7 protein-coding genes and 5 pseudogenes are annotated in these 14,529 nt (G+C 66.6%); 5 read left to right on the forward strand and 7 right to left on the reverse strand.

Annotated features, from left to right (window positions below):
- The 3 genes from NHF48_RS04835 to NHF48_RS04845 are packed head-to-tail and all read left to right on the forward strand — an operon-like array spanning position 1 to position 1,982.
- The gene (locus tag NHF48_RS04835) at positions 1-615 is read left to right on the forward strand and encodes a hypothetical protein (protein WP_253070450.1); all 615 of its coding nucleotides are present in this window, start codon (positions 1-3) and stop codon (positions 613-615) included.
- Positions 599-760, forward strand: a complete 162-nt coding sequence (locus NHF48_RS04840) for a hypothetical protein (RefSeq protein WP_253070451.1) — start codon at positions 599-601, stop codon at positions 758-760. The genes NHF48_RS04835 and NHF48_RS04840 overlap by 17 nt, the downstream gene beginning before the upstream one ends.
- The gene (locus tag NHF48_RS04845) at positions 717-1,982 is read left to right on the forward strand and encodes an ATP-binding protein (protein ID WP_263816727.1); all 1,266 of its coding nucleotides are present in this window, start codon (positions 717-719) and stop codon (positions 1,980-1,982) included. Before NHF48_RS04840 ends, NHF48_RS04845 begins: the two co-directional genes overlap by 44 nt.
- A 45-nt stretch (positions 1,983-2,027) precedes the next feature.
- On the opposite strand, the gene NHF48_RS04850 is transcribed toward NHF48_RS04845, so the two are convergent.
- From NHF48_RS04850 to NHF48_RS04880, 7 genes and pseudogenes are all read right to left on the reverse strand, one after another.
- On the reverse strand, positions 2,028-4,424 hold the full coding sequence (locus tag NHF48_RS04850) for a TonB-dependent receptor domain-containing protein (RefSeq protein WP_253070453.1): 2,397 nt from the start codon (positions 4,422-4,424) through the stop codon (positions 2,028-2,030).
- Between the two features lie 203 nt (positions 4,425-4,627).
- Positions 4,628-6,038, reverse strand: a pseudogene (locus NHF48_RS04855) (coniferyl aldehyde dehydrogenase).
- A gap of 5 nt (positions 6,039-6,043) precedes the next feature.
- On the reverse strand, positions 6,044-6,376 hold the full coding sequence (locus NHF48_RS24690; protein WP_342454581.1) for a hypothetical protein: 333 nt from the start codon (positions 6,374-6,376) through the stop codon (positions 6,044-6,046).
- 436 nt (positions 6,377-6,812) lie between these two features.
- Positions 6,813-8,219 (reverse strand): annotated as a pseudogene (locus tag NHF48_RS04865) (acyl-CoA dehydrogenase family protein); the annotation flags it as partial.
- Positions 8,220-8,231: 12 nt separating this feature from the next.
- Positions 8,232-9,329, reverse strand: a complete 1,098-nt coding sequence (locus NHF48_RS04870) for an acyl-CoA dehydrogenase family protein (protein WP_253070454.1) — start codon at positions 9,327-9,329, stop codon at positions 8,232-8,234.
- A pseudogene (locus NHF48_RS04875) lies at positions 9,326-10,865 on the reverse strand (acyl-CoA synthetase). Before NHF48_RS04875 ends, NHF48_RS04870 begins: the two are co-directional and overlap by 4 nt.
- Positions 10,865-12,119, reverse strand: a pseudogene (locus NHF48_RS04880) (acetyl-CoA C-acetyltransferase). Before NHF48_RS04880 ends, NHF48_RS04875 begins: the two co-directional pseudogenes overlap by 1 nt.
- A gap of 98 nt (positions 12,120-12,217) precedes the next feature.
- On the opposite strand from NHF48_RS04880, the gene NHF48_RS04885 reads away from it, so the two are divergent.
- The gene (locus NHF48_RS04885) at positions 12,218-12,790 is read left to right on the forward strand and encodes a TetR/AcrR family transcriptional regulator (RefSeq protein ID WP_253070455.1); all 573 of its coding nucleotides are present in this window, start codon (positions 12,218-12,220) and stop codon (positions 12,788-12,790) included.
- Positions 12,791-12,848: 58 nt separating this feature from the next.
- Positions 12,849-14,470, forward strand: a pseudogene (locus NHF48_RS25775) (choline dehydrogenase).
- Positions 14,471-14,529: the final 59 nt, after the last annotated feature.

Consider the following 14,529-nt stretch of genomic DNA (forward strand, 5'->3'; position numbering starts at 1 on the left):
ATGGACGATCGCGTCCTGATCCTGGCGCCCCGCGGGCGCGATGCAGCAATAGCATCGGACCTTCTCGGGCGGAATGACATCGTCGCCTATGTGTGTCGCGACCAGATGGACCTGATCGCCGAACTCGCCAAGGGCGCGGGCGCGGTGATGCTCACGGAGGAAGCACTCGCGACCGAGGAAGTCGCACCGCTGGCGGAATGGGTCGCGGCGCAACCCAATTGGGCGGATATCCAATTCGTCGTGCTGGCCAACGGAACGCGGACGCCGCGCACGCCGCGGGCCACGCAACGCCTTACCGACCTGGGCAATGTACTGCTGCTGGAGCGCCCGTTGCATGCCGAGGCCATGCTGGGTGCGATCCGGTCGGCGCTCACGGCGCGACGGCGGCAATATGAGTTGCGCGACGTCGCAGTGACGCTCGAACGCGCAGTGCTCGACCGCACCAGCGAACTACGAACCGCGCGCGAAAGCTTGGAGATCGCGCTCGAAGCCGCCGGCATGGGAAGCTGGGACATCGACCTGACGACCGGCGAGATCCCGGCGTACGCTGCGGCACGACGCGATCTATGGCTATCCGGAGGGCCGACCCGACTGGACCATGGAAACGTTCCTTAGCCATATCGACGTGAAGCAACGCGGTATCGTCACGCGCGCGATGACCGAGGCGACCCGAACCGGCGTTATCGACGTCGAGTACCGCATCGATGCGGCCGACGGTGCGTCACGGTGGCTCGTCGCCAAGGGGGCGGGTTCAGTATGACGATGCCGGCAAGGCCGCGCGGATGACCGGCGTGGTCTCCGACGTCACCGATCGCAAGGAAGCCGACGCGCAGCTCGCGCAGGCGCAGAAGATGGACGCGATCGGTCAGTTGACCGGCGGCGTCGCGCATGACTTCAACAATCTGCTGACGCCGATCGTCGGCAGCCTCGATTTGTTGCGACGGCGGCACAAGGACGACGAGCGTACGCAGCGGATGATCAGCGGCGCGTTGCAGGCAGCAGAGCGGGCCGCGACGCTGACCCAGCGGCTGCTCGCATTCGCTCGGCGGCAGGCGCTGCAACCGCGCGCCGTCGATATCGGCGCGCTGATCGACGGATTGGTCGACCTGATGCGACGCTCGCTCGGGCCGTCGATCACAGTGACGCTCGAGATCCCGCGGCATTTGTCGTCAGCGCGGGTCGATCCCAATCAGCTTGAGCTCGCGCTGCTCAATCTCGCGATCAACGCGCGCGATGCCATGCCCGGTGGCGGCAAGCTGACCCTGACGGTCAGTGAGGTCGTCGTCGACGATCGCAACGTGGTCGGCCTTGCGCCGGACCGCTACGTACGGATCGCGGCGATCGATACCGGCGTCGGTATGGACCGAGCGACGCTAGCCCGCGCGACCGAGCCATTCTTCTCCACCAAGGGGGTCGGCAAGGGCACCGGGCTCGGGCTGTCGATGGTCCACGGCCTCGCCGCGCAATCGGGCGGCACGCTCCGCCTGACGAGCGAACCCGGCTCCGGCACGACGGTCGATCTCTGGCTGCCGGCAACCGAGGAAGCGGCGACCGAGGCGGTTGAGAATACCGCGGAGCCGGTCATCGCGCGGCGTGCGGCGAAGGTGTTGCTAGTCGACGACGAGGATCTGGTACGCGCGGCGACCGCCGACATGCTGCGCGACATCGGCTATGTCGTGGTCGAGGTCCCCTCCGCCAGTCAGGCGCTGTCGGCAATCCGATCCGGTGTCGATGCGGACATCCTCGTCAGCGATTATCTGATGCCGGGGATGACAGGTGGGCAACTCATCACCGAACTCTGGTCGTCGGGCAATCGCATCCCGGCTTTGCTCGTGACCGGCTATGCCGCCGCGGGCGAGGACGTGCCCGAGGGGGTCACCCGTTTGTCGAAGCCGTTCCGCCAGACCGATCTCGCCGCGCGGGTCGACGAACTGCTGCGCCAGTCGCCTCCGGGCCGTCCGAAGCTGCGCGCGGTCGAGTGAGATCGGACCGGGCGGATAACGCCCGGCCCGATCTTCTTCCGGGTTTCAGAAGCCCTTCTTCAACGACACGAAGAACTGGCGTGGTGCGCCGGCGAGCAGCGTCTGGTTGTCGCCGCTCGCGGTGAAGCCGTTCGAGCCGATCGTCGAAATATACTTCTTGTTCGTCAGGTTGGTGACGTTGCCCTCGATCGCCACGCCGTGGAGCGCGCCGTCACCGTCGAAGCGGTAGCCGATGCTGGCGTCGACCAGCACGCGGCTCGGCACCGACTGGTCGTTGAGGTAGGTGAAGTAGCGCTTGCTCATGTAATCCGCGCCGACCCGGCCGGTGAAGCCCGATTGTTCGAGCACGATCTCGCCCTTGACCATGTGCTTGGGCGTATCGACGACGGTGTCGCCCTTGCGGACCTGGACCGAGCCGGACGCGTCTGTGACCGTGTCCTGATATTCCGCGTTGGTGTAGGAATAGCTGGCGAACAGCGAGAGCGGGCGGAACACGCGGTAATTGGCGGAGACTTCCGCGCCGTACGTGCGCACGCTGCCCGCGTTGTTGAGCGTCGGCGCGTTGCCGAGGATGCCGACACCGTTCGCAAAGGCGAGCAGGCGGTTCGAGAAGTCGACATAATAGCCGACCGCCGAAGCCTGGAACGGTCCGCTGTGGAGACGGACGCCGCCTTCTGCGGTCTTCGAGCGCTCGGGCTTGAGGCGCCCGCGGACAGCGTTGAAGCCGGCCTGCGTCGCGGCGAACGGTCCAGTGGTTGCCGACGAGACGAACGCACGCATGTTCTCGGTATAGTCGGCAAACACTTCCGCCGCCGGGGTCAGCTTGAACAGGATACCGGCTTGAGGCTGGAACCAGTCCTTGGCCGAGATACGGCCGACCGACAGCGGCGAGCTCGTATCGGGCAGCATCGTCGCGCTGTTGACGACATAGGCGCCCTTCCACCCGGCGTTGACGATCAGGCGGTCGTTCATGAGCTTCAGCGTGTCCTCGACATGATACTGCATCGTGTCGGTGCCGTATTTGCCGTCCCACTGCGTCGCGTAGGAATTCTTCTGGAATTTCAGCACGTCGCGGTTGGGCGTGGCGCTGTCCGTCATCCCATAGAAGCGCCGCGCCTGCGTGAAGGTGTTGGTCTCCAGCCAGCCACCAATCTCCAAGGTGTTCGCGCCGGTCTCATACGCGATGTTGCTGAGCGCTCCGCCACGCTTGATGCTGTATTCGGTCGTGCGGAAGCCGAGCGGGCTGGGCGCAGTGATGGCGCTGCCGTCCTGGTTCAGCGCGCCGGCCAGGGTCGGCGAATAGGGCGTGATCCACGACCCCTGACCCTTGTTGTTGTGGTAGTAACCGGTCGTGGTCATCGTCAGCTCGGGCGTCAGGTTAGCATCGAGCGTGACGCCGCCGAGGTAATCGCGCCGGACGCCACCTGCATCGAAATACGCATCGTCGACGGTACCGAACCCGGTCGGGAAGGTCGTGCCGACGCCGGCCCATGGCGCGACGAAGCCGACCGACGAACCGTTGTTCGCCTTCGTATACGTCGCGAGCGCTCCCTGGTTCTGGTAGGTTTTCGCGATCTGGAGCGCGAGCGGGTAGTTGTCGGCAATGTTGTCGTTGCGCAGGCCACGACGGCGAATGATGTCGTAGCTGAGATCCTGGTAATCCTGCTCGCGACGATCGGAGAAGTTCACGAACGCGGATAGGCTGCCGAAGCTGCCCAGATCCTTGACGATCTTGCCGTTCGCCTGATGCTGGCGCTGGACGCCGTCGCCCTTCCACTTGTCGGTCGTCAGATAGCCGTAGCTGAGATAGCCCTTCAGCCCGCCGCCGAGATCGCCGCTATCGATGCGCGCATAGCCACGGTACGTGTTGTCCGAACCATAGGTCCCACCGCCGGTGACGTTGGCGGTGTCGCGGGGCTTGTCGCTGAAGAACTGGATCGTGCCGCCGAGATTGCTGGTCGATGCGGTGCCGAGCGCGCCGGCGCCCTGCGCGACTTCGGTGCGGGCGACGTTCTCGGAGATGATCGCGCGGCTGATGTGCAGGCCGTTGACGTTGCCGTAGCTCATGTCGCCGAGCGGCACGCCGTCAAGCGTGAAGCCGAGCTGGTTCTGGTTGAACCCGCGCAGCGAAATCCGGACCGCCCATTCATACGCGCCGAACGGGTCGGACGCTTGGAAATTGACGCCGGGAAGCTTTTCGATCGCCTTCAACGGGCTCGACCCGGGGGTGAGGCGCGCGAGGTCGACGGCGCTGACGCTCTGGACCTGGCGGCTCTGGCCAAAGCCGAGCACGACGATGTCGGACGACGTTTCGGGTGCCGGATCGGCCTGGACCTCTGCCGGCGCAGCTACCGGGGTTTCCGGTGCGGCCTGGGCAAACGCGGCAGGCGTGGCGAGCGCCGCGAGTGCGACACCGGCGAAAAGCGACGATATGGTCTGCATGATGTCCCCTGAAGCGCGACGGCGCTCAGCGGCCCTTTGCCGATCGACGTGACGCGTCGGCGACAGATCGAAGACGAATTCAAGACGGTCGGCGATATTGTTACGGTAGTGACCCGAATGCCTCGCCCAACGGGAGAGAGAAGGGGCCCGCGGCTACTTTGCCGTGGGAAGGGTGAGGGCAGGTGTGCCAGTAACGAAGGCCATCACCCCCCCATCATCCGCGCGATCGTCTTCGCCGCCGCCGCACCATAAGGCGGCTTGAGCCCGGCAAGCTTGGCCACATCGAGCTTCGATTGCTCGTAGACCGCCCGCGCATGGCTGAACGTGCGGAAGCCGTCGATGCCATGATACGCACCCATCCCCGACGGTCCGCTGCCGCCGAAGGGCAGGTCCTCCATCGAGACGTGGAAGATCACGTCGTCGAGCGTCACGCCGCCCGAAATCGTCCGGTCCATCACGCGGCGGCGCTCCGTGTCGTCGGTGCCGAAATAATAGAGCGCGAGCGGCCGGTCGCGGCGATTTACCTGCGCGATCGCGTCGTCGATCCCGTCGTAGCGGCGGATCGGCAGGACCGGGCCGAAGATCTCCTCCTGCATCACGATCATGTCGTCGGTCGCGTCGCGGACGATGTGCAGCGGCATCTTCCGCGAATTGGCGGCGCCGAAATCCTCGTTGGCGGGGTTCACGACCTCGACGGTCGCGCCCTTCGCACGGGCGTCGGCGATCCAGTCGGTAAGCCGCTGGTGGTGGCGATCGTTGACCACCGACGTGTAATCTGCGTTGGCGAGCAGCGTCGGGTACATCGCACTGGCCGCCGCCTTGATGCCGTCGACGACCTGCGCCTCGTTTGCGGAGGGCACGAGGAGGTAATCGGGCGCGAGGCAGATCTGCCCCGCGTTCATCATCTTGCCGAGCGTCACGCGTTCGGTCGCCCGCGCGATATCCGCCGATGCGCCAAGAATGACGGGCGACTTGCCACCGAGTTCCAGCGTGACGGGCGTAAGATTATCGGCGGCAGCGTGGAGGATGTGGCGACCGATCGCAGTCGCGCCGGTGAAGATCAGGTGGTCGAACGGCAGCGCTGCGAACGCCTTCCCGACATCCGCACCGCCCGAGATGACGGCGAATTCGTCCTGCGCGAAATACTTCGGCACGAGGTCGTCGAACAGCGCGGCCGTCGCGGGCGTGTACTCGCTCGTCTTCGCCATCGCGCGATTGCCCGCGGCGAGCACGCCTGCGAGCGGCGCCATCAGGAGGTTAACCGGAAAATTCCACGGCGCGATGATGCCGATGACGCCCCTTGGGCTGGTATTCGACCCACGCCCTCGCGCCGAGCAGCCCCAGTGGGAACTGAACCGCGCGCCGCTCCCGCCGCATCCAGCGGTCGAGATGCTTGGCGGCGTGTGCGATCGGCGCGAGGGAGGCGCCGATATCAGTAATCATCGTCTGCTCGCGGCTACGGTGCCCGAAATCCTCCGATACCGCGTCGCAGAACGCCGCAGCATTGTCCCGCACCATCGCCGCCGCGCGCTTGAGCCGGTCGAGGCGCACCGCTTTGGTGACGGGAAGCTCGGCCATGAAGGCGTCGCGTTGCGTGGCGAGGATCGTCTGCATATCGGTCATTGGCGGTCCTTCAGGGCACGAGCACGATCTTGCCGATATGCGTTGCGGCGGCCATTACGGCAAACGCGTCCCGCCATTCGGCCAGGGGATATATGGCATGGACGCGGGGGGCGGAGGCGACCTTCGCCCGCCATCGCCCATATCGCATCGAGGTTCTCGGTGCCGAGCCGCGGGAAGCGGCGGGCATATTCACCGGCGCGTACGCCGATGACGGCAAACGCGATGTTGGTCGGCAGCGTCGCGATCCGGCCCGAGACGAACCCGACGACCATCAGGCGTCCGCCGAATGCGATGCAGCGGGTCGACTCGTCGAACACGTCGCCGCCCACGGGATCGACGACGATATCCGCGCCCCCCGCCGGTCAGGTCGCGCACCGCGTCGCGAAAGCCGGGCGCGGGCAGGGTGGCGAAGGGCGCGTAGGTGTCGGCGACGATCCGCAACTTTTCCGGCGAGCGCGACGTGGCGATCACGCGCGCACCCAGGGCTTGCGCGAGATCGACCGCGGCAAGCCCGACGCCACCGGTAGCACCGTGGACCAACACCCAGTCGTCGGTCGCGAGCGTGCCCAGACGGACGAGCGCGACATAGGCAGTCAGGTAGGCGACGCCGATCGAGGCTGCCGTCGCATAGTCGAGGCGCGGGGGAATAAGGCGGGCGGCGCTGGCATCGCACGCGACGATCTCCGCGAACGCGGCGAGCCGCGTGCCGCACACCACCCGGTCACCGGGAGCGAAACCGTTAGCTGCATCGGCCTCGATCACGTCGCCCGCGACTTCCCTGCCCGGCACGAACGGGAGCGGCGGTTTCAGCTGATACTCGCCGCGCGTCATCAGCAAGTCCGGATAGTTGAGCGAAGTCGCACGCATCCGCACAAGCAACTGGCCCGGCGACCGCTTCGGCTCGGGTATGTCGTCGAGCGCCACGCCCGACAGGTCCGCCGACAGCGCTGAGACGCGTACCGCTCTCACGCGCCGACCGGGAGGTCCCGGAACGCCTGGTCCTTGTCGACGCGGATTTCGCCGGGGGAGGCCGAGGACGCGTTCGGCGATGATGTTCTTGAGGATCTCGTCGGTGCCGCCGGCGATGCGCAGGCCTGGTGCCCACATCGTCGCGGCGTGGAACGCGCCTTTCAGCGGCGTGAGCGCGGGGTCGGATATGATGCCGTATTGATCGCCCGCCTCGACCGCGGTGTTGCCGATCGCCTGCAACTGGTTGGCGGCGACGATCTTGCCGATCGAGCTTTCGGGACCGGGCACCTGGCCCTTCGACAGCGCGGTGATCGTCCGCATCCGGGTGTTGCGCAAGCCTTCCGATTGCACCCACCAGTCGGCGAGCGTCTGACGGAACGCGGCGTCCTTCAGCAGCGGGCCGTCTGTACCGTTGGCCTGGGCGGCGAAGGCGAGGATGTCCGCGGGGCCGACGCCACCGCTCGTGCCGATCGCGAGGCGTTCGTTCATCAGCGTGAACAGCGCGACCTTCCAGCCGCCGTCGATGGGGCCGAGCCGTTGCGCGTCGGAAATCCGGACGTCCTCGAACCAGACTTCGTTGAAGCTCGACCCGCCGGACATCTGGTGGATCGGGCGGATCTCGATGCCCGGCGCTTTCAGGTCAAGCCAGAACATCGTCAGGCCCTGGTGCTTCGGCACGTCCGGATTGGTGCGGACGAGGACGATGCCGTAGTCGCTGTAGTGTGCGCCCGAGGTCCAGACCTTCTGGCCATTGATCACCCAGTCGTCGCCGTCGCGGACTGCGCGCGTACGGATCGCCGCCACGTCGGAGCCGCCGGCGGGTTCGGAGAAGAGTTGCGACCATATTTCGTCGCCGCGGACCGCAGGGCCGACGAAGCGGTGCTTGGTCGCGTCGTCGGCATAGGCCATCACGGTCGGCACGCACATCCCGAGGCCGATCGTGAAATAGCTGCCGTCGACCGCGTGTTTTGCCTCTTCCTGGCCGAAGATGACGCTTTCGATCGGGGTGCCGCCACCGCCGCCCCATTCCTCCGGCCAGGTGATACACGCATAGCCACCGGCCGCTTTCCGCGCCTGCCACGCCTTCGCCTTGGTCATGTCGTCGGGGTAGTGGCCGGCGTCGTGCTCGGCGATGTTCGCGTCGAGCCAGTCGCGCGCGGCAGCGCGATAGGTGGCTTCGGCGTCGCTGTCCTTGAAGTCCATGTGCTGCTCCGATCAGGCGGCGTTGCGCATTTCGAGTTGGCCGACAAGGCGTTCCCGCCACGCCGCGGGGCTGCCGGCGACGAGCGCGAGCTGGCGCGAGCGGCGGTAATAGAGGTGGCAGTCGGACTCCCAGGTGAAGCCCATCCCGCCATGCGTCTGGATGTTCTCCTTCGACGCGAACCAGTATGCGTCGGACGCGGCGACGCGCGCGGTCGCGGCGGCGAGCGGCAGTTCGGCCGCGCCTGCGTTCAGCGCCCACGCGCCGTAGTAGGCGTTCGAGCGCGCGAGCTCATTCTTCACATACATGTCGGCGAGCTTGTGCTTGATCGCCTGATACCCGCCGATCTGCCGCCCAAAGGCGTAGCGATCGAGCGCGTAGCCTTTCGCCATCTCAAGACAGCGATCTGCACCGCCGAGCTGCTCGAACGCGAGGAGGACGGCGGCGCGGTCGAACACGGCCTGCATCGCGGCGATGCCGTCGTCTGTGCCGAGCTTCTCGCAAGGGGCGTCGGCGAAGGTGAGGCGGGCCGCGCTCCGGGTCGGGTCGAGGGTTTCCAGGACTTCCGCGGTGACGCCTGCGCCGTTCTCGACGAGGTAGAGGCCGTCGCACGCGAGGACAACGATCAGGTCGGCGACGTCGCCGTCGGTGACGGGGATCTTGTCACCGGTGAGCTTGCCGCCGGAAACGGTGGTGCGGATCGAGCGTGCGGTGACCGGGCCGGCGCCTTCGGAGGTGGCGAACGCGGCGATGACGTCGCCCGCCGCGATCCTCGGCAGCCACTTCGTCTTTTGCTCGGCGTTCCCGTACAGCATCAGCGCTTCGGCGACAAAATAGACGGTCGAGACGAACGGGATCGGGGCGCAGGCTCGCCCGAGTTCTTCCGCGATCGCGCAGAGTTCGATGTGGCCGAGTCCGAGCCCGCCGAACTCCTCGGGGATTGCGGCACCCAGCCAGCCTTGGGCGCCGACCGCTTTCCACAACTCATCGTCATAGGCTTTGGTGGCGTCGTCGAGCACCGCGCGGACACGGTCGCTGCCGCAGTGCGCCGCCAGGAACTTGCGAGCTTCGTCCTTAAGAAATTTCTGGTCGTCGGAATAATCGAAGTTCATGCGGACTCCTTAGGCTTCGCCCAATATTCGTCGCGGAGCAGGCGCTTGTAGAGTTTGCCCGTCTCGTGCCGGGGCAGCGTGTCGCGGAAGTCGATCCGGCGCGGCGCTTTCACATGACTGAGGTTCGCGCGGGCGAACGCGCTGAGTTCGGCGGCGAGCTGCACGCGGTCTTCGGACGGGTCGGCAGGGCAGACGATCGCCACCACCTGCTCGCCCATCTCGTCGTCGGGTGCGCCGATCACCGCGACATCGGCGACTTTCGGATGCGTGACGAGGGAGGTTCTCGATCTCGGCCGGGTAGATGTTCACACCGCCCGAGATGATCATGAAGCTCTTGCGGTCGGTGAGGTAGAGATAGCCCTCCTCGTCGAGCCAGCCGACATCGCCGAGCGTCGTCCAGCCATGCGCGTTGGCGGCCTCGGCAGTCTTGGCGGGGTCGTTGTGATATTCGAACGCCCCACCGCCCGCGAAATAGACGTCGCCTTCAGCGCGTGGCGGCAGAGCGTTGCCCTCCTCGTCGCAGATCATCGTCTGCGCGGTCAGGTTGCGGCCGACCGAGCCCTTGTGCGTCAGCCACTCCGCGCTGGAGATCGCGCAGAACCCGTTGCCCTCGGTGCCGGCGTAATATTCGCCGATGATAGGGCCCCACCAGTCGATCATCGCCTGCTTGACCGGCAGCGGGCAGGGGGCGGCGGCATGCCATACCGCCTTCAACGACGACACGTCGTAGCGCGCGCGGACTTCGGGCGGCAGTTTGAGCAGGCGGATGAAGTGGGTCGGCACCCATTGCGCGTGCGTGACGTGAAACCGTTCGATCGCGGCGAGCGCGGCTTCGGGATCGAAATGCTCCATCACGACGACGGTGCCGCCGACCTGATGCACCGCCATCGACCAGCGCAACGGCGCGGCGTGATAGAGCGGCGCGGGCGAGAGATAGACCATCTCGGGGGTGAAGCCGTACAGCCCCTTGCCGAGCATCACGAGCGGCGAGACGTTGGTCCCGAACGGCTCGTCCGACAGTGCGTGTTTGACGCCCTTGGGCTTGCCGGTGGTGCCCGAGGAATAGAGCAGGATACCGCCGGGTGAGGGGTCTGCGATCGGCGTGGTGGGCATCGCATCGCGTGCGGCTTCGTAGGCCGCGTACCCGTCGATTGGGCCGTCGACGACGTAGCGGCGCACGTCGTCAAGCATCGGTATTAGCGCGGCGGCAACCTCGGCGCATCCCTTGCTCACGATCAGCGCCCGGCAATCGCCGTCCCGGATGATGTACGCGGCCTCGACCGCAGTCAGTTTCGACGAAAGGCAGGTGCAATAGACGCCGGTGCGCTCGGCTGCCCACATCACCTCCAGATAGCGCGGCGAATTGTCCATCAGCACCGCGATCCCGTCGCCGCGCTTCAACCCGAGCGCCCGGAGCAGATGCGCGCCCCGGTTCGCCCGTTCGTCCAAGTCGCGATACGTCACCGTCTCGCCCGTCGCCGCCATGATGTAGGCGGGTTTGTCGGGCGTCGTCAGCGCGTGCGCGACGGGGTGCATCAGACGCGCTCGATGATGATCGCCGGCGCCATCCCGCCGCCCGCACACATCGTCACGAGCCCGCGCTTCAGGTCGCGGCGTTCGAGCTCGTCCAATATCGTGCCGATCAGGATCGCTCCGGTCGCGCCGATCGGATGGCCCAGCGCGATCGAGCCGCCGTTGACGTTCACCTTGTCGCGGTCGAGCTTCAGGTCGCGGATGAACTTCTCGGCGACCACCGCGAACGCCTCGTTGATCTCCCAAAGGTCGATATCGTCGACGGTGAGCCCAGCCTTCGCGAGCACCTTCCGCGCCGCGGGGACGGGAGCGTTGAGCATCAGCGTCGGGTCGTCGCCCATGTTCGCCATCGCGACGATCCGCGCGCGGGGTTTCAGCCCGTGCTTAGCGGCGTAGTCTGCGCTGGCGAGCAGCACGGCGGCGGCGCCATCGACCACGCCCGACGAATTGCCGGCATGATGGACGTGCTTGATATCGACGTCGGGATAGCGGCGATTGATCTGCTTGCGATACGTCGTGCCCTTGTCGTCGAGCGGAATGTCGGCGATCCCAGCGAACGAGGGGCGCAACGCCGCAAGGCCCTCTGCGGTCGTGTCGGGCCGTGGGTATTCGTCCTTTTCGAGCACTAGCGCGCCGATGTCGTCGGTGACGGGGACGAGGCTGCGATCGAACCGCCCTTCCGCGATCGCCACAGCGGCGCGGCGCTGGCTCTCCAGCCCGAGTGCTTCGAGCGTTTCGCGGTCGATCCCCTCGATGCTGGCGATCGCGTCGGCGCAGATGCCCTGGTTCGATTGCGGATGCGCCGCGTCGAGCCTGGCGTTGCCCGAACCGATCCCAAGCGGCCGCTTCCCCGCCGCCATGTCGTCCTGCATCATCGTCGTAGTCAGCGACATCATCTCGGTACCCCCGGCGATGACGAGGTCTTCCATCCCGCTCATGATCTGCGCAGCGGCGAAGTTTACCGCGGTAATCCCGCCGCCGCAGAACCGGTCGAGCGTCGTCCCGCTCGCCTTGACGTCATACCCCGCATCGAGCGCCGCCATCCGCCCCAGATCGCCGCTCTGCTCGCCGCGCTGAGTCGAGGTCGACCAGATGATGTCGTCGACATCGGCGGTATCTAGCTTGTTTCGCTCGGCAATCGCCTTCAGGACGGTCGCGGCGAGATGTTGGGGGGTGCATGTGCGCGAGCGCGCCCTTGCCGGTCTTGCCGATCCCGCGCGGGGTACGGACGGCGTCGATGATCAGTGCCTCGGCCACATCGCTCTCCTGTTGCACCCGCCGGTTTCGATCGTGGTGCCTGATGCCGGATTGCGTCCGGCTTCGGTACGACGTAACATTCGTTATGGGGGAATGGCTTGTCAAGCAGGGTATTGTTGGAAGACGGGGCGGCACCACGCGCAGATCTGGCGCCGCGCGACTGGTTGGAAATCGGCTTGCAGTTGCTGAAGAATGGCGGGCTTCGCGCGCTCAAGCTTCGCGGCCTGGCGCAGGCGCTGGGGGCGTCGACGGGAAGCTTCTATCATCATTTCAAGGACTTCGACGGGTATCATGCGGCGCTCGCAGGATATTTCGTCGAAGCGCATATCGATCCGTTGATCGTCGCGCTGTCCGCGTCGGAGCTTCCACCGGTCGAGCGGATTCGTGCGTTCGCGGATCATGTTCGCGACCACGACATGGCCCAGCTGGCCTTGGCGATGCGCGCCTGGGCAAAAAGCGACGCGCGGGTGGCCGCGGCGATCCGCGAGCATGACGACACGGTGATGGCGTTCCTCGTCGAGCAACTCGTGGCGCATGGGTTCGCGCCTGCCGAGGCGGGGATTCGTAGCTATGCGCTGTTGGCGATCGGTCTTAGCCAGGTCCATGCCGCCGAAGGGATTGAGCGCAGCGTCGTTCGCGAGGGATTGCTGACACTGCTGTGCGAGCGCTAGCGTAGTGGACTGACGCGACTCCGTAAAAAAAGCGGAGCGCGAACAAGAGGATGCGGGCATGCAGACGTATGACTACGTGATTATCGGCGCGGGCTCGGCCGGCTGTGTGCTCGCCGCCCGATTGACCGAGGACCCCGACGTGTCGGTGCTCTTGCTCGAGGCGGGCGGGCGCAACGACGGCGTACTGGTGCGAATGCCCGCAGGCGTCGGCGAGCTCATCAAGAGCAAGAATGCGAGCAACTGGGGCTTCTCGACCGAGCCCGAGCCGCATCTCGACAACCGTCGCCTGTGGTGGCCACGCGGCAAGGGGGTTGGGCGGCAGCTCGTCGATCAACGGCATGATCTACACGCGGGGCCATCCGCAGGACTACGACGAGTGGCGGCAGATGGGCTTGCCCGGTTGGTCGTTCGACGACGTGCTGCCGTATTTCAAGCGGCTCGAGGGCCATCATCGCGGTGAGTGCGACCTACACGGTGGCGCGGGCCCGCTGACGATCTCGGGCGGGGAGTCGGACAGCCCGTTCTACGACGCGCTGGTCGAGGCGGGACGGCAGGCGGGCTATCCGGTGACCGAGGATTTCAACGGCGCGAGCCAGGAGGGCTTCGGGCGCTACGACCTGACCGTCGCGGACGGGAAGCGCTGGAGCACCGCGGCGGCGTATCTGCGGCCGGTGCTGTCTCGGCGCAACCTGACCTGTGTCACGGGCGCGCGGACGACGCGGATCCGGATCGACAAGGGGCGTGCGACCGGCGTCGATTACGTGCTCGACAAGGGCGGGCGGAAGGAGAGCGTGACGGCGACGCGCGAGGTACTGCTGTGCGCGGGCGCGGTGCAGTCACCGCATATCCTCCAGCTGTCGGGGATCGGCGATCCCGATCGGCTGACCGCGGCGGGGGTCGGCGTGGTGCACGCGCTGCCCGGCGTCGGCGAGAATTTGCAGGATCATCTCGACGTCGTGATGAACTGGAAATCGCGCGGGCTGCGGACCGGGTACGCGATGACCAAGGGCGTGGGGATGATCGGAGTCGGGCTGAACTACCTCCTGCGCGGCAAGGGGGGCGGGGCGGCAGCAGTTCCTCGAGGCGGGTGCGTTCGTGTCGTCGCGCGAGGGTCTCTCGCGGCCCGACGTGCAGATCCACGCGGTGCTCGCGATCATGCAGGATCACGGCAAGGTCAAGGCGACCGAAGACGGCTTCACGCTGCACCTTTGCCAGTTGCGGCCAGAGAGCCGCGGGCGGATCGGACTGCGCTCGGCCGATCCGTTCGCCGATCCGGTGATTGCGGCGAATTATCTCGCGACCGCGGAGGATCGGCGAGTGATGCGCGCGTGCGTCGGGATCGGGCGCGACGTTGCGCGGCAGGCGGCGCTCGATCCGTACCGCGCGGGGGAACTGTCGCCGGGCGAGGATGTGCGGACCGACGACGAGATCGACGCCTGGGTGCGGCGGACGGCCGAAACGATCTACCACCCGGTGGGCACCTGCAAGATGGGCGCCGCGGACGACACGATGGCGGTGGTCGACGCGACACTGGCGGTGCGCGGGTTGCAGGGGCTGCGGGTGGTGGACGCCTCGGTGATGCCTACGCTGATCGGGTCCAACACCAACGCGCCGACGATCATGATCGCGGAAAAGGCGGCGGACATGATCAAGGGGCGGCAACTGGCGCGCGCGGCTTGAGGGCAACCGCTCTTCAGCTTGCCGCCACCCCGGCGAAGGCCGGGGCCCAGTTGGAAAGG

It is taken from the genome of Sphingomonas sp. H160509, assembly GCF_024124765.2.
Lineage (GTDB): Bacteria > Pseudomonadota > Alphaproteobacteria > Sphingomonadales > Sphingomonadaceae > Sphingomonas.